We start from the raw sequence: 17,347 nt of genomic DNA on the forward strand, positions 1-17,347 counted from the left end.
TTATTGATATAGTTTCATAATATATTAATAGAAAAAAATATGCTTAGGAGGCACTATGAGAAGTCGCATAACAAAAGTTGTTGTATTATTAATATCACTAGTAATGGCAATATCACTTTTTGGATGTGAATCTAGAGAAAAAGGTAGCCTTAAAAAAGTAAGATTAAATGAAGTGACTAGGTCTGTATTTTATGCACCAATGTATGTTGCTATAAACGAAGGATATTTTGAAGAGGAAGGGATAGAACTGGATATAAGCACAGGTCAAGGAGCGGATAAAACAATGCAACAAGTCCTTAGTGGCAGTGTTGATATTGGATTTAGTGGCCCAGAGCAAGTAATTTATATTTATAATCAAGGAAGAGAGGATTATCCTAAGGCATTTGCGCAATTAACTCAAAAGGATGGTTCTTTTCTTATAAGTAGGGAGAATGAAAAAGATTTTAGCTATGAATCTCTTAAAGGAAAAACTATAGTTGGAGGTAGACCTGGTGGAGTACCAGAAATGTCACTAGAATATGTGTTAAAGAAACATGGATTAACTCCAGGGGTTGATGTAAATATAATAACTAATATAGCATTTAATGCTACTGCAGGGGCTTTTACTGGTGGTACAGGAGATTATGTAGCTTTATTTGAACCAACAGGAAGTATGCTTGAAAAAGAAAAGAAAGGATATATAGTTTCATCAATAGGTAAGGAAGCTGGAGATATATCTTATACTACTTTTTATGCTAATCAATCATATATAAAAAAGAATCCAGAGATTATTGAATCATTTACTAGAGCTATTTATAAAGGGCAAAAGTTTGTAGAAGAATCTAGTGATGAAAAAGTAGCTAAAGCAATAATTGATTTCTTTCCTGGTAGCGATTTAGATGTATTAACTAATGTTGTTAAGAATTATAGATCTGTTGAAGCTTTTTCTAAGACACCGGCGGTTTCTAAAGAGCATGTAGATCATTTAATGGATATAATACAAGACTATGATTCTGACTTAATACCTACAAGACCTGAATTTGATGATATAGTGGATACTTCTTTTGTAGACAAGGTGATTAAGTAACCTGTAGAGTGTTACGTTAATAGGTAATAATGAAAGGAGGATGCTTTAAATGACTAGGCTTAAGGTAGAGAAACTAAAAAAAAATTATCATACTTTAAGTGGAGAAACAGAAGCACTAAAGGATATATCATTTGAAGTAAATGAAGGAGAATTCATTTCTATAGTGGGACCATCAGGATGCGGAAAATCTACTATTTTGAATATAATTGCAAAGCTTATTGATAAATCTTCAGGAAATATAACTTTAAATGGAGAGGAAATAAAAAAGGGAACGGATAGAATAGGGTATATGTTTCAAAAAGATAACCTTTTTGATTGGTTAACAGTATGGGAAAATGTAATATTAGGTTTAAAGATAAAAAAGTGCGTAAGTAGAATAAATATAATTAAAGTAGAGAATCTTCTTAGAAGCTATCAGTTATATGATTTTAAGGATAGTTATCCAAGGGAGTTATCAGGAGGGATGAGACAAAGAGTGGCACTTATAAGGACTCTTGCTTTGTCTCCAGAATTATTGATTTTAGATGAACCTTTTTCAGCATTAGACTATGTTACACGGATTAGGGTATCTGATGAAATTTATTCTATAATACGGAAGGAAAATAAGACGGCACTTATGGTAACTCATGATATTGGTGAAGCAATTACAACATCAGATAGAGTTATTATTCTAAGTGCAAGACCAGCTAAGATAAAAAGAGTATTAAATATATATTATGATGAAAAATATGACACACCATTTAAGAGAAGGGAAGCAATGCAGTATAAGGATTATTTTAATACTGTATGGAAGGAGCTTGAGAGTGGTGAATAGAGGTCAATTAACAGAGCATCAACGGTACTTAAGAAAAGTAAAAAAGGATAAAAGAACAATAGGAATAACAAGATTCTTGATATTAGCAATTTTCATTATAGTATGGGAAATTGCAGCAGAATTAAAGTGGGTAGACCCATTTTTAGTATCATCACCATCTAGAGTAGTAGAAGCATTGGTTAAGTATTTTTATGAAGGTAATTTATTTAGACACATTTGGATAACTTGTTATGAAACAATAATAGGATTTGTTGCAGGAACTATAATGGGTGCAGTAATAGCAATAATTTTATGGTGGAATAAGTTTATAGGTAAAGTATTAGATCCATATTTGGTAGTTTTGAATGCTATTCCTAAGGTAGCATTGGCACCAATTATAATTTTTTGGGTAGGAAATGGAATAACAGCTATAGTAGTTATAGCTTTATTAATATCAATTATAGTAACAATAATATCAGTCTATGCAGGTTTTATGGAAGTTGATGGTGAAAGAATTAAGTTAATGGAGACTTTTGGGGCAACTAAGCTACAGATTTTAAAAAATTTAGTATTACCATCATCAATACCGCTTCTAATGTCGGCTTTAAAGATTAATGTAGGGTTATCTTGGGTAGGAGTAATAATGGGTGAGTATTTAGTGGCAAAGGAAGGATTAGGATTCCTTATTGTATATGGTGGACAGATAGCAGATTTAAATTCTGTAATGATGGCCATTATAATTCTTTCTATATTGGCATATATTATGTATAAAGTTGTTGCTATTTTTGAAAATAAGGTAATAAAAAAATATAGGTAGAAAAAGTCACATCGTGACTTTTTTTATTTGTACCATAAAAGGGCAGGTAGTATAATTTATTATGAGGTGGTAAATAATGAAAAATGACTATAAAGCGGTAGTAAATAGGGGAAATAGAGAACTGTACATATTGTTACATGGAATATTAGTTGGAATACTAGCTTCTGTAATAGTTGTATTATATAGGCTAGCATTGGGGTATGCAGAGGAATTTGCGTTTTGGATGTATAGTATAGAAAGAGAAAAATTGTGGCTTGTACCGATATCTATGATAGTTCTAGGTATAGTAGGCTATATTGTAGGGAAAATAATAGAGAAAAATCCTATGGTTAGTGGTAGCGGAATACCACAAACAAAGGGAGTATTGTTAGGATATTTAAGAAATAATTGGTTTACCACTATTATTTATAAATTTATAGGTGGAGTCTTATCTATAGGGTCAGGGCTATCTCTAGGAAGAGAAGGACCATCTATACAATTAGGAGCTTCTGTAGGAGAAGGGATAAGTAAGAAATTAAAATGTACAAGAGTAGAAAAGAAAATACTTATATCAAGTGGAGGTGCAGCTGGTCTTGCTGCTGCTTTTAACGCACCACTTGCTGGTGTCATGTTTGCATTAGAAGAAATATATAAATATTTTTCACCAATAGTGTTATTGTCAACAATGGCAGCTGCTGTATCTGCAGATTTTGTTTCTAAAGAAGTATTTGGAATAAAACCTATATTCAATTTTGGAGAAGCTAAATCTATTCCATTAGATCATTATTGGGTTTTAATAATTTTAGGCATAGTTTTAGGGCTATTAGGAGCGTTTTATAATAAGGTTTTATTATTAAGTCAGAAGGTATATAAGAAGATAACTATAGTATCTATGCCTGTTAGAAATATTATACCGTTTATAATAGCAGGTATTTTGGGAATTGTTTTCCCATATGTTTTATGTGGTGGGCATAGGATAATAGAAGAGTTACATTTGGACACGACAATTCCATTTTTACTTTTACTTTTAATAATGAAGTTTATGTTTTCAATGATAAGTTTCGGTTCTGGATCACCAGGAGGAATATTTTTTCCACTTTTAATAATTGGGGCAACTATAGGGGCTATCTTTGGAAATTTATCTATTAATTATTTTGGTATAGATAGCATGTTTTTTAATAACTTTATAATATTATCTATGGCAGGATATTTTACGGCTATAGTAAGGGCACCAATAACAGGAGTAATACTTATAACAGAAATGACTGGGTCATTTTCTCATTTATTATCTTTAACTATAGTATCTATAATTTCGTATATAGTAGCAGATTTGTTAAAAAGTAAACCAGTATATGATTCATTACTTGAAAATCAGCTTAAGGGGAAGAAGATAGAAGGATATAGTGGTGATGATAGTAGAAAAATAGTAATTGATACAGTAGTTCATTATGGTTCACCTATAGCAGGAAAGCTAGTAAAAGATATAACATGGCCAACCAATACATTAATATTGTCAATAAAAAGAGGCGGTGAAGAAATTCTACCAACTGGTAATACAGAGATAAGATCTGGAGATTCTTTAGTTATAATTACTGACCTTAATAAGGAAGCTATCATTAGAAAAGAAATTTTAAAACTTACAACTTATGAATAATATGATGACATTTTATGAATATTGTAGTATGATAATTATCACTTTAGAGTATTAATGAAATGTTACTAAGGAGGATAAAAAATGGCTCAACATTCATTATCAAGAACAGAACTTCTTATAGGAAAAGAAGGTTTAGATACATTAGCAAATAGTAAAGTAGTTGTATTTGGGGTTGGAGGAGTAGGTAGTTTTACCGTTGAAGCATTAGCAAGAGCTGGTGTTGGCACAATAGTTTTAATAGATGATGATACAGTTTGTTTAACAAATTTAAATAGACAAATACATGCTACATATAAAACTATTAGTCAAAGTAAAGTTGAGGTTATGAAGGAAAGAATCTTAACTATCAATAGAAAGTGTAATGTAATAACGCATCAAGTATTTGTTACTGCAGATAATATTGGCGATATTATAACAGATGATGTTGATTATGTTGTAGATGCTATTGATACTGTATCAGCAAAAATAGGTCTTGCAGTATATTGTGAGAAGAATAAGATAAAGCTTATTAGTTCAATGGGAACAGGAAATAAGTTAGATCCAACTCAATTTAAGGTTACTGATATTTATAAAACTAAGGTATGTCCATTAGCAAAAGTAATGAGATATGAACTTAAGAGAAGAGGCGTTAAGAAGTTAAAAGTAGTATATTCTGAAGAAATACCAATGAAGCCTAGAGAAGAAGATGTTGTTACATGTAAAACAGGATGTGTTTGTACTGGTGAAAGTAGTAAAAAATGTGCAGAGAAAAGACAGATACCAGGCTCAATATCTTTTGTACCACCAGTTGCAGGTATGATTATTGCATCTGTTGTAGTAAGAGAGTTATTGGGATATAAAGCATAGATTACAATTCACAACAGTTAAGCTTTATAATAAACATAAAAATAAATAAAAAATTAAGGGATATGAAATCACAATAAGATAATTTTGTAATTCATATCCCTATTTTAAGTCCGCAGGACTATAATATTTTTTCCTAAGAGGAAAATTAACTATGATTGTTAAATGTAAATTATTTTACGCTATCAACGTAATATTCTTGAAATCTATATTTTTGTCCTGTTGGATTTGGTTTATCTGATGGAACTTCTTCTACAAACATATCATAAGGTCTAACGAATAGGCCACAGTCTTTATAAAGTGCTTTATATAATACCATTGTTTCTTGTGTTTCTGAATGAGTTACAAAATCAATTAGAAGATACAAGTCACCTTTAAAGTGTCTAAAAATTTTACCCTTACTGTTACTTAAATCTCTCATAATCAGCACTCCTTTTGTTTTTCTTTAAAAAGACATATACAGGGTAACCTAGAAGAGTTATAAGTATTCCTATAGATGCATTTTTAAAGTCTGAGAATAATGTATCTATTATAACATAACTACCGCCTAGTATTCCTATTATAGGTACTATAGGATAAAGTGGAGTTTTATAACTAGAAGTTATATCTCTTTTTCTTAAGATAAACACTCCTGTGACTCCTAGTAAGAAGAAGAATAGTGCTGAAAATAAACAAATATTAGTTATGCTTTCGTAAGTGCCAGTAAGTACATATATAATTCCAATACTGCTAGTGAGTATTATAGAATAAATAGGTGTATTAAACTTGGACACTTTTGATAATGATTTTGAAAACGGAAGTAATTTATCATTAGCCATGGTATAGGATATCCTTGAACCAGAGATAAGATTACCATTAAAAGCTCCGATAACAGATACAAGAATTCCAATAGTTATTAATGTAGCCCCTACTTTTCCAAAGATAATTAGTGATACATCTGAAGCTATTCTATTTGAAGCAATAGCATTATTAAAACCAAGTACTTTTAAAAATACAAAGGATATAGATACATATAAAATCATTATTAATGACAAACCTAGTATGATTGCTTTAGGTAAGTCCTTTTCAGGATTTTTCATTTCCCCGGTAATATTACCAACAGAAATCCAACCATCATAAGCCCAAAGACAAGAAAGTAATGCACTGCCAAAGCCTAGTGAATTAGATGGAACTGAATAATTTGAAAGGGTTAGTCCATCTTTTTTATTATAAAAAATACCTATGATAATAATTAAGAATATAGGTATAAGCTTACCGGCGGTAAATATTATTTGTAACTTTCCTGCTGTTTTAGTGGACAGAATATGGATAGCTGAAAAAAATAATATTAAGCTAATAGATAACATTTTTTGTTCAGTTTTACTAAGATCAATAAAATAAGTGACTTGTCTAGAAAAAATTATTGATGCTGAAGCTATCAATGCAGGATAATATATTATATTTTGTACCCATCCATAAAGGTAGGCTATAGTTTCATTGTATAATTCTTTTAAATATCCGTATAAACCACCATCTCTTGGAATAGATGAACTTACTTCTGCTATAGATAAGCCACAACAAATTGTTATTATTCCTGCAATTATCCAAGCAGCTATTCCAAGGGTTGGAGAGCCAGCGTTATTAAATACAGAAGATGCCTTAAAAAATATGCCTTCACCGATAACTACTCCAATTGTAATTGATAAAGCCTCTTTAAAACCAAGTTGTTTTTTTAAATTAGTCATAATTTGCCTCACTAATGCTTTAATGCGATAAAGTATTGATGTGTATTAATTATAAATGAGTAAAAGATGAAATGCAATAAGAAATATATTTTAATTACTTTCAATTAATGATATATTTAGAAATATATAAATTTACAGAAGCAATAAATTTACTATTAAGGGGGCTATAAACATGGAGAGTACTTTCATTCAATTATTAAAAGACAAGATTGTAATATTAGACGGAGCAATGGGTACTTGTATTCAACAATATAAACTTAATGAGGAAGATTATAGAGGGGAAAGATTTAAAGATTCTCAGTATGAACAAAAAGGTAATAATGATTTATTATCATTAACTAAACCGGAAGTTATTAAGGAAATTCATAGAGAATATTATAAAGCTGGTAGTGATATTGTAGAAACGAACTCTTTTAATGCTAATAGAATATCTCAAGTGGATTATGGAATGGAAGATGTGGTATATGAAATAAATAAGACATCGGCAGAAATAGCAAGAGAGGTTGCTAAAGAATTTATGTTAGAAGATCCAACTAGAAAGAGGTTTGTTGCAGGATCTGTTGGACCAACTAACAAGACATTATCATTATCACCAGATGTAGAAAACCCAGGGTTTAGAAGTATAACTTTTGATCAACTAAAAGATGCATATAAAGAGCAGGTAGAGGGATTAATAGATGGTGGAGTAGATGTAATCTTAATCGAAACTATTTTTGATACTTTAAATGCGAGAGCTGCTATTTGTGCGGTAAATGAAGTTTGTAGGAATAAGGGGATAAGTATTCCTATAATGATTTCTGTAACTATTAATGATAAGAGTGGAAGAACATTAAGTGGTCAAACACTTAAAGCTGTTGTTGAATCATTAAAAGATCCATTAGTTATTTCAATAGGGCTTAACTGTTCTTTTGGAGCAAAAGATCTTATACCAATTATAAAAGAACTAGGAAAGATGACAGAATTAAATATATCAATATATCCTAATGCTGGATTGCCTAATGCTTTTGGAGAGTATGATGAGACACCAGAAGTAACTTCATCATTATTAAAAGTTCTTATAGATGATGGTGATGTAAATATAGTAGGTGGTTGTTGTGGAACGACACCAAAACATATTGAAGCTATTGCAAAGGTTGCAGAAGGAAAGAAGCCTAGAGTAGCAAGAAAGATGGATATAATAAGTAAATTTGCAGGATTAGAAGTTGTAGATATTACAAAAGAATCTAATTTTATTAATATAGGAGAAAGAACTAATGTAGCAGGTTCTAGAAAATTTTTAAGACTTATAAGTGAAAAAAAGTATGAAGAGGCATTATCTATTGCGAGAGAGCAGGTAGAAAATGGTGCACAAATAATTGATGTAAATTTTGATGATGGGTTATTAGATTCAGCTAAGGAGATGGAGACTTTTTTAAAGTTGATAGCGTCAGAACCAGAAATATCAAAGGTGCCTATAATGATTGACTCTTCAAAGTGGGAAGTAGTAAGAGCTGGTCTTAAGTCTATTCAAGGAAAATGTATAGTTAATTCTATATCCTTAAAAAATGGAGAAGAAGAATTTATAAATCATGCAAAGGAAGTAATGTCATTTGGAGCTGGAGCTGTGGTTATGGCTTTTGATGAGAATGGACAAGCAGATGTTTATGAAAGAAAGATAGAGGTATGTAAAAGAGCTTATGATATTTTAGTGAATAAAGTAGGATTCCCACCAGAAAATATAATTTTTGATCCTAATATTCTTGCTATAGCAACAGGAATAGATGAGCATGACAATTATGCAGTAGATTTTATTAAGGCAACAAAGTGGATAAAAGAGAATTTACCTTATGCAAAAGTAAGTGGTGGTGTAAGTAATTTATCTTTCTCATTTAGAGGAAATAATAAGATAAGAGAAGCGATGCACTCAGTATTTTTATATCATGCTATAAATAATGGGATGGATATGGGAATAGTGAATCCTGGAATGATTCAAATATATGATGAGATAGAACCAGAGTTAGTTAAGGTAGTAGAAGATGTTGTTCTTAATAAATATCATGGAGCGGCAGAAAAGTTAATAGAAGTTGCAGAAGCGTATAAAGGAACTGCTGTAACATCTAATGAACATAAGATGGCATGGAGAGAGTTATCAGTAAAGGAAAGATTGATACATTCATTGATAAAAGGCATTAGTGACTATGTGGAAGAAGATATAAAAGAAATAAGACCTCAATATAAAAAAGCATTAGATATAATTGAGGGACCATTAATGGATGGTATGGGAAAAGTAGGAGAACTTTTTGGTGAAGGAAAGATGTTCTTACCTCAAGTAGTTAAAAGTGCTAGAGTTATGAAAAAGGCTGTATCAGTATTACTTCCTTATATTGAAGAAGAAAAGAGTGAAAATGATAGTACCAGTGCTGGAAAGATACTTTTAGCTACAGTGAAAGGCGATGTTCATGATATTGGAAAGAATATTGTTTCTGTAGTATTAGCATGTAATAACTTTGAAGTTATTGACTTAGGGATAATGGTACCTTGTGAAGATATAGTTGCAAAAGCTAAGGATGAGAATGTGGATATAATTGGATTAAGTGGGCTTATAACACCATCTCTTGATGAAATGTGTAAAGTAGCTAAAGCATTAGAAGAAGAGGGGTTAAGAATACCATTAACATTAGGTGGAGCAACAACATCTAAAACTCATACAGCTGTAAAAATAGGTCCTATCTATTCAGGCCCGGTAATACATTGTTTTGATGCTTCTAAATCAGTAGAAGTATGCAAAAAGTTAATGAATGAAAAAACAAGAGATAGCTTTATAAAGGAAATCAAGGATCAATATAAAAATATTAGAGATACTTATAATAGTAAAAAGTCGCCATTATTGTCTTTAAGTGAAGCTAGAGAAAATAAAGCTAATGTAAAGTGGAATATATCTAAACCTAATAAACTTGGAGTATATAAGGTAGATGATATTTCTATTGAAATATTAAGAGAATATATAGACTGGAATTTATTTTTCTATGGATGGGGTATGAAAGGTAAATATCCAGCAATTTTTGAAGATAGTAAATACGGTAGTGAAGCTAAGAAGATTTTTGAAGATGGAAATAAGATGCTAGATTTATTAGTAGAGAAGGGTGTTACGCCAAAAGGGGTCTATGGAATATTTCCTGCTAATTCAATAGGTGAAGATATTGAGATATATAAGGATGAAGAAAGAATAGAGAAACTAACGACCTTTAATACATTACGTCAACAAAGAATAAATAAAGATGGAGTATGTTTATCACTAGGAGATTTTATAGCACCAAAAGAAAGTGGAATAAAAGATTATATTGGTGGATTTATTGTAACATCTGGCAAGGAAATCGATGATATGTATAATGAGTTTAAGATAGAAGGCGATGAATACTCATCTATAATGGTTAAACTTATTGGAGATAGACTTGCAGAAGCTTTTGCAGAATATCTTCATTATAAAGTAAGAACGGAGTTTTGGGGATATTCAAAAGATGAGGTATTAGATTTTACATCTTTATTTGATGTTAACTATAAAGGTATAAGACCTGCCATAGGGTATCCATCACTACCAGATCATTCAGAAAAGAGAAAGCTATTTGATATATTAAGAGGAGAAGAAAATACAGGAGTAGAACTTACAGAAAGTTATCTTATGACTCCAGTATGTTCTGCTTGCGGACTATATTTTGCAAGTGAAGATAGTAAATACTTTAGTGTAGATAAAGTATCAGAAGAGCAAATGAAAGACTATTGCAATAGAAAAGGTAAGGACATTCAAGAAATAGAGCCAATGATAATTAATAACTTAAGTTATTAATAATAAAGAATTTGATACAAGGAGGTGTCGCAGTAACAAATAAAAAGTTGTTAGTGATATCTCCTTTTATTATGGCAGAAAACAGGGCGCAGGTTAGATGGCACAGGGCACAAGTAAGGTTAATTTTCCCTAAAGAGAAAATATTTTAGTCCTGCGGACGGCTAAAGTTACAATTGTATTTAATGCATATATAAAACTATTATGCTTAAGTGTTGTTTTTCATAAATCATGGGTTCCCACTCCAAGCTACATGAAAGTAAAGCTTTCATTAGCTCCCTGATATAAACTGTGAACTATTTAAATTGACCATTGACCGAGTTGGAAATTGCCTGAATTGATTGAATTGCTATATGGTATACTTATTAAAAAACGTTTTTTAGAAAGGCTTAGGAAATATGAAGATATTTGAAGGAATTATGCTTATATCTGATATGGATGGAACACTTTTAAACAAAGATGGATCTATATCAGAAAAGAATATAGAGGCTATAAAAGAATTTATTTCACTAGGGGGAAAATTTACTGTTGCTACAGGAAGAATGAAAAAAGGCGTAGAAAAGTTTTTGGATAGATTACCTATAAATGCGCCAGCAATTATATTTAATGGATCAAGTATATATGACTTTAGTAAACATAAAGAAATATATGCAAAGGTATTAGAAAATGGTGTGAAAGGTTATTTGGAAAAAATAAAATCCGTAGATTCATCTATTGGTATAGAAGTATATTGTAATGATGAAATTTATGTATACAATAATCACAAAAGAACTGAACGATTTAAAAAGAAGGGATATAAGGTACATTATGATTTTAATGATGATGTATATAATATGCAATGGAGAAAGGTATTGATAGTTGGAGATAAAGATCAATTAGACAATTTGCAAAATGTATTTCAAGAAGAAATTGGACAAGCTAACATTGTAAGAAGTGATGATGTATATTTAGAAATGATGCCAATGGGTACATCAAAGGCGATGGCAGTAAAAATATTATGTGATATGTTAAAGTATAAGTTAGAAGATGTAATTGCCGTTGGAGATAATATGAATGATTTTGATATGTTAAAAGAAGTCGGTTATAGTTTTGTTGTAGAAAATGGTGACGAAAAATTAAAAAAAGCCATTAAAGGTAGAACCACAGATAATAACAATGATGCTATATACAATTTATTAGAAGGTATGAAGTTTGTGTTAACAAATTGTTAAATTGTAATAGTGTTGATTTTATTGAAATAGATTACAAAAGGGATGTATAATTAATAATTGAAACGAATGAATATTAAGGAGTACTAGGATGGAGAAGATTAGGAGTTGGTTGTTAAACAATAAATATATTAAAAAGTTTAACAATGCACTGTCGAAAAATAAATATACAGATTGGCTAAAAAAAGCATTCCTAAATAATACTTATGGAATGTTAATACTTTGGTTTATTGGTGCAAAATTATTATGCTTTGCTATTGAATTTATGCAATATAAAGATTTTGAGGAAACAAGAAACTTTTTTGATAATAATCCTGAAGTTGTTAGAATTAATATTTTAATTTTAATGACAATAACGGCGATAAGTTTTCTTTTTAAGCGTAAGTATTTTGTTTATACAATTTTAGCATTTTTATTACTTGGATTAGGGGCAGCAAATAGTATATTATTAAATACTAAAGGAGAACCATTAACATATTTTGATATATTCTTATTGAAGGAAGCTATAGAAGTATCTAGTAGGTATATTAATAAAGAAATGATTATAAGTGTAATAGCAATCGTTATATTTGTAATAAGCATACTTGTAATAATATGGAAATTAGTTAAAAAGCAAAGATTTTTTAGCGGATGGATAGTGTATATATTGATTTTTATTACAATATTATCAACACCGTTGTCAATTAAGGCTGCTAAAGATAATGGAATTATAGAAGATAAATTTTGGGATTTAATATCAAATTATAAGTCAAATGGATTTACGTATTCATTTTATTCTACTGTTAAAGCTAGTAAAAGAAAACAACCAAGCAATTATAATGAAAAAAGTATATTGAAATTGAAAGACAGAGTTTTAGCACAAGAGCAAGTAAGTAGTAAAGATGCGGTAGATGCAAATATAATAATGGTTCAATTAGAATCTTTTTATGATCCACTAAGATTAGCTGATGTAAAGTTTAGTAAAGATCCTATTCCAACATTTAGAGAACTTAGTAAAAACTATTCATCAGGAGAGGTAAAGGTATCTACTTATGGTGGAGGAACTGTTAAATCTGAATTTGAATTTTTAACAGGATTATCTATTGATTGTTTTTCACCGGGAGAAGTACCATATAATACTGTTTTGAGAAAACAAGCGGTAGAATCAATGCCAAGTATATTAAGAAATTATGGGCTTAAGTCACATGCAGTTCATAATTTTGAAGGTACTTTTTATGGAAGAGATGAAGTTTATAAAAATATTGGGTTTGACACATTTGTTCCAATTGAGTATATGAACAATTATGGCAATACTCCTTTGGGGTGGATCAAAGACGATATTCTTGTAAGGTATATAGATCAAGCATTAGAATCTACTGAAAAGAATGATTTTGTATATGTAGTTACAAATCAATGCCATGGTGGTTATGATTATGATGGCGAATATGATAAGTTAATTACTGTAGAGGGCGATTTAGATGAAACAGAACATAAGCAACTTGAGTATTACTGTACTCAATTATATGAAACAGATCAGTTTATAAAGTCATTAATAGAGTATTTAGAAAATAGAGGGGAACCTACTGTAGTAATATTTGTTCCAGATCATTTGCCATCTTTAAATGTTATTAATAATAAAGTAAGTAATGAAGATAAATACATTGTAGATTATGTTACATGGAATAATATAGGGCTTGATAAAGAAGATGAAAATATAGAATCTTATCAAGTATCAACAAAATTGTTAAATTCTATAGGTGTAACTAATGGAATAATGCAAAATATTCATAATACATTTAAAAATGATGATAATTATATAGAAGAATTAAATCTTATGCAGTATGATATTCTATTTGGGAAACATTATTATTTAGAGAAACAATATCCGTTTACAAGTATTAATACAACACTTGGAATAGATAAAATCAATGTAAAAAATAAATATATTAAGAATGGTGATTTAGTCATTGAAGGTAATAATTTTACAGAGTTCTCAAAGGTATTTGTTAAAAATAAGATGTATGATACAGTATTGATTAATGAGAATGAAATAAGAGTGCTTAATTTTGATGGTGATGTAGATGAAGTTAAAGTCAATCAAGTTGCTAGACAAGCAGGTAGAAATAGCAAAGTTTTAGCTAGTTGCGATTAAAGAAAAAGTAGTATGGATACTTATCCATACTACTTTTCTTTTAGTGAAAATTCGTTACAATATCTACTAAAATCTTTTTTTAACTTATCAATTTCTCTATCTATAAGAGATGGCTTTAAACCATCCTTTTTTAAGGCTGCCCTAATGGTAACTTCATCACCATGGTATTTATCTAATAAAAATTCATCAAAAGTCATTTCTGTTATAGGAACTATTTTTGTAATACCATCAATTATCACAGATTTTAATAACATAGGTACCTCCTTATTATATAATGCAAAATATGTATTCTTTATTATATAATTATAATGATATACTATATAAATACAATAATATTATAAATTTAGGAGGAAGTAATTATGGTTAAGCACATAGTTATGTGGAAATTAAAAGAAGAAGCTGAAGGAAAAACAAAGAAGGAAAATGCTGAAATAATCAAAAGCTCATTAGAAAGCTTAAAAAATAAAATTGATGAGATTGTTGAAATAGAAGTAGGTATAAACTGGAATGATTCAGATGCAGCTTATGATGTTGTTTTATATTCTATTTTTAACACAAAAGAAGATTTAGATTCATATCAAGTAAATCCTCATCATGTAGAAGCTGCAAGTTACATAAAAAAAGTTGTAGCATCAAGAATTGTTGCAGATTATAACAAGTAATATTGACAATTATATTGACAATTATATAGTAACCATGATATAAATTAAATAATTGAATATTCCGTGATAGAGGTGCGATTAATTAAGAGTATTTAGGTGGACTTAAGCAGGATGAGACCTAAAGAAAGGAATTGTCGCCGAAGTTTAGTATTAATGCTTTAATATACTATGCTGGTTTTGCAGATAATATCTTTAAGACTGTCATAAATGGATTTATGGAGAGCTATCACTCGTGACTTATAATTATTAATGTTAGTTCTAAGCTTAGAGTGTGTGCTCTAAGCTTTTTTTACATTTTGTAACAATTAGGAGGAGAGAAGTGTGAATAACAAAAGACGAGTATTACGTACCTTTATGATATTATTGTTAGTTACAGTGTCAATGACAACAATAGCATTAGGTAGTGATGGAACAGAAATAAGTAATGTTGATAGATATGGTGTATTAACATTACTACCGCCATTAATCGCAATTATATTAGCGTTTATAACAAAGAATGTAATAATATCGTTATTTATAGGATTGATTTCAGGAGCATTTTTGATTTCCTTAGTGGATTCCACATTTATAACTGCGATATTTTCAACAATAACTGAAATTGTAGAGAGAATGATAAATGCCCTTGCAGATCCTTGGAATGCAGGAATAGTTCTTCAAGTTTTAGTTATTGGTGGAATAATAGCATTAGTAGCAAAGATGGGTGGAGCAAAAGCTATTGCAGAGGCTTTAGCTAAAAAGGCAAAAGGACCAATAAGTGCACAAATAATAACATGGGTATTAGGACTTCTAGTATTTTTTGATGATTATGCCAATTCACTTATAGTTGGACCTATAATGAGACCAGTTACAGATAAGATGAGGATTTCTAGAGAAAAATTAGCATTTATTATAGATGCAACAGCAGCACCTATTTCAGGTATTGCAATAATATCTACTTGGGTAGGATATGAATTAACATTAATTAAGGATGCATTTGTCAGTATAGGGCAAGAAGTTGATGGATTTAGTGTTTTCTTACAAACAATACCATATAGATTCTATAATATACTCATTCTTTGTTTCATAGTATACACAATATTAATGAAAAGAGAATTCGGCTCTATGTATAAAGCAGAAGTTAGAGCAAGAACAACAGGAAATGTATTTAGTAAGGGAAATGTAGAAAGTTCAGAAGAACATGCAGAATTAGAGCCTAAAGCTAATGTAAAATTATCAATATGGAATGCTATAATTCCTATAGGTGTTTTAATAGTTGGAGCAATAATCGGATTTTACTTAAATGGTAAATCTATAGTTATGGCAGGTGATGATGCTGTAGCTATAGAAATTCTAAAAAATTCACCGATGTCATTAAGAAGTATACAAACTTGCTTTGGAAAAGCAGATGCATCTATAGTATTATTCCAATCAGCACTTTTAGCATCTATAGTGGCAATAGTTATGGCAGCAACTAAAAAGATATTTACAGTGGGTGAAGCTATTGAAACTTGGATAGAAGGAATGAAACCATTAATCATTACAGCAGTTATCCTTGTTTTAGCTTGGTCTTTAACAGGAGTTATTAAGGATTTAGGTACAGGAGCTTATTTAGTATCTATTTTATCTGATAAAATACCAGCATTTATATTACCATCAATAATCTTCATACTAGGAGCAGTTATATCTTTTGCTACAGGAACTGCATATGGAACAATGGGAATTTTAATGCCACTTGCAATTCCATTAGCATTTTCAATAGGTGGGGGAAGTATGAATTTAGTAATAGTAAGTGCTAGTGCAGTACTTACAGGAGCTGTTTTTGGGGATCACTGTTCACCAATTTCAGATACAACAATACTTTCATCTACCGGAGCAGGATGTAACCATATAGAACATGTAAGAACGCAAATGCCTTATGCATTGTCAGTATCAGCAGTATCTATCTTAGCTGGATATATACCAGTTGCATTGGGAGTGAGTATATGGATTGTATTGCCTGTATCGATAGTACTAGTAGGCGCAATAGTATATATAGTTGGTAAACCAGTACCAAATACTAAAAATATGTAGAAGTCATGAACTCTTTATATATAAACTATTAAGGTTTTCTTAATATTATTGAATTTAATTAATAAATTTATTATCATTAGTATTGAAGTTAGTAGCAAGGTGAACTAAATAAGGGGGAAGAGTAAATGAGCGGAATTCAAGTATTATTTATAGTATTAGCTGCAGTTCTTGTTTATTTAGGAAGCTTATTACCTAAATTTATAAAATCAATACGGTAAGATATTAAGAAAGTACAACTATATAAGTATTATCAGAGCTAATATTAAGGCAAGTATGAACTTCTTATTAGTAATTAATAAATTTAAGTATATGGAAATTATCGGGGATATTATAGGACTTCTATGTTGTAGAGCACATAGAAGAATGTACCGTAGTTATTTCTTAGAATAGTAGCTGTTGCACAAAAAAAGTGATATGATACCTCTAAAGTAGACATGGTAAATAACCAAAATCTACTTTGGAGGTATTTTTTATGGGAAAAAAATATAAATATTCTTTTGAAGATAAAATCAAGGCATCAAAAGATTATATTTCAGGAACTAGAAGTTGTCGTCAAATATGTTTAGATCTTGGAATTAAGTATGGTAATACTCGCGGTGGT

General features: G+C 30.0%; 13 protein-coding genes and 1 riboswitch. Of the genes, 10 read left to right on the top strand and 3 right to left on the bottom strand.

The features are described from left to right. The first annotated feature begins 55 nt into the window (after positions 1-55). The 5 genes from KQI30_RS05375 (at position 56) to KQI30_RS05395 (ending at position 5,155) form a co-directional block, all read left to right on the top strand. Positions 56-1,066, top strand: a complete 1,011-nt coding sequence (locus KQI30_RS05375) for an ABC transporter substrate-binding protein (protein ID WP_216462224.1) — start codon at positions 56-58, stop codon at positions 1,064-1,066. 49 nt (positions 1,067-1,115) lie between these two features. Further along, entirely contained in the window at positions 1,116-1,880 is a 765-nt protein-coding gene (locus KQI30_RS05380; protein ID WP_216462226.1) for an ABC transporter ATP-binding protein, read from the top strand. Then, positions 1,870-2,676: an ABC transporter permease gene (locus tag KQI30_RS05385; RefSeq protein WP_294357521.1), complete on the top strand. Its 807-nt coding sequence runs from the start codon at positions 1,870-1,872 to the stop codon at positions 2,674-2,676. Before KQI30_RS05380 ends, KQI30_RS05385 begins: the two co-directional genes overlap by 11 nt. 76 nt (positions 2,677-2,752) lie before the next feature. Further along, complete coding sequence (locus KQI30_RS05390; protein ID WP_216462229.1) at positions 2,753-4,309, top strand: ClC family H(+)/Cl(-) exchange transporter; 1,557 nt, start codon at positions 2,753-2,755, stop codon at positions 4,307-4,309. An 81-nt stretch (positions 4,310-4,390) separates the two neighbouring features. Beyond that, a complete protein-coding gene (locus KQI30_RS05395) occupies positions 4,391-5,155 on the top strand; it encodes a tRNA threonylcarbamoyladenosine dehydratase (protein ID WP_216462230.1) in 765 nt (254 codons plus the stop codon). 169 nt (positions 5,156-5,324) lie between these two features. On the opposite strand, the gene KQI30_RS05400 is transcribed toward KQI30_RS05395, so the two are convergent. Together KQI30_RS05400 and KQI30_RS05405 are read right to left on the bottom strand one after the other, a co-directional pair. Continuing rightward, positions 5,325-5,573 (bottom strand): DUF1653 domain-containing protein, encoded by a 249-nt coding sequence (locus tag KQI30_RS05400; protein WP_253287392.1) that lies wholly within the window; start codon positions 5,571-5,573, stop codon positions 5,325-5,327. Beyond that, a complete protein-coding gene (locus KQI30_RS05405; RefSeq protein WP_216462231.1) occupies positions 5,557-6,876 on the bottom strand; it encodes an APC family permease in 1,320 nt (439 codons plus the stop codon). Before KQI30_RS05405 ends, KQI30_RS05400 begins: the two co-directional genes overlap by 17 nt. A 172-nt stretch (positions 6,877-7,048) precedes the next feature. On the opposite strand from KQI30_RS05405, the gene metH reads away from it, so the two are divergent. The 3 genes from metH to KQI30_RS05420 all read left to right on the top strand — a co-directional run bounded on the left by metH (position 7,049) and on the right by KQI30_RS05420 (position 14,035). Beyond that, positions 7,049-10,699 carry a methionine synthase gene (gene metH, locus KQI30_RS05410; protein ID WP_216462232.1) on the top strand — a complete coding sequence of 1,217 codons (3,651 nt, stop codon included), beginning with the start codon at positions 7,049-7,051 and terminating at the stop codon, positions 10,697-10,699. Between the two features lie 395 nt (positions 10,700-11,094). Beyond that, complete coding sequence (locus KQI30_RS05415) at positions 11,095-11,907, top strand: Cof-type HAD-IIB family hydrolase (protein WP_216462233.1); 813 nt, start codon at positions 11,095-11,097, stop codon at positions 11,905-11,907. Positions 11,908-11,995: 88 nt separating this feature from the next. After that, entirely contained in the window at positions 11,996-14,035 is a 2,040-nt protein-coding gene (locus KQI30_RS05420; protein ID WP_216462234.1) for an LTA synthase family protein, read from the top strand. Between the two features lie 29 nt (positions 14,036-14,064). Here the strand turns inward: KQI30_RS05420 and KQI30_RS05425 are convergent, their stop codons facing one another. After that, the gene (locus KQI30_RS05425) at positions 14,065-14,289 is read right to left on the bottom strand and encodes a hypothetical protein (protein WP_216462235.1); all 225 of its coding nucleotides are present in this window, start codon (positions 14,287-14,289) and stop codon (positions 14,065-14,067) included. A gap of 105 nt (positions 14,290-14,394) precedes the next feature. Between KQI30_RS05425 and KQI30_RS05430 the strand changes: the two genes are divergently transcribed. Continuing rightward, positions 14,395-14,697 (top strand): Dabb family protein, encoded by a 303-nt coding sequence (locus KQI30_RS05430; protein WP_216462236.1) that lies wholly within the window; start codon positions 14,395-14,397, stop codon positions 14,695-14,697. A 59-nt stretch (positions 14,698-14,756) separates the two neighbouring features. Then, a riboswitch (Lysine riboswitch) is annotated at positions 14,757-14,931 on the top strand. An 87-nt stretch (positions 14,932-15,018) separates the two neighbouring features. Beyond that, the gene (locus KQI30_RS05435) at positions 15,019-16,746 is read left to right on the top strand and encodes a Na+/H+ antiporter NhaC family protein (RefSeq protein ID WP_216462237.1); all 1,728 of its coding nucleotides are present in this window, start codon (positions 15,019-15,021) and stop codon (positions 16,744-16,746) included. Positions 16,747-17,347: the final 601 nt, after the last annotated feature.

The sequence above is a fragment of the Clostridium bornimense genome (genome assembly GCF_018917145.1).
GTDB classification, from domain to species: domain Bacteria; phylum Bacillota; class Clostridia; order Clostridiales; family Clostridiaceae; genus Clostridium_AN; species Clostridium_AN bornimense_A.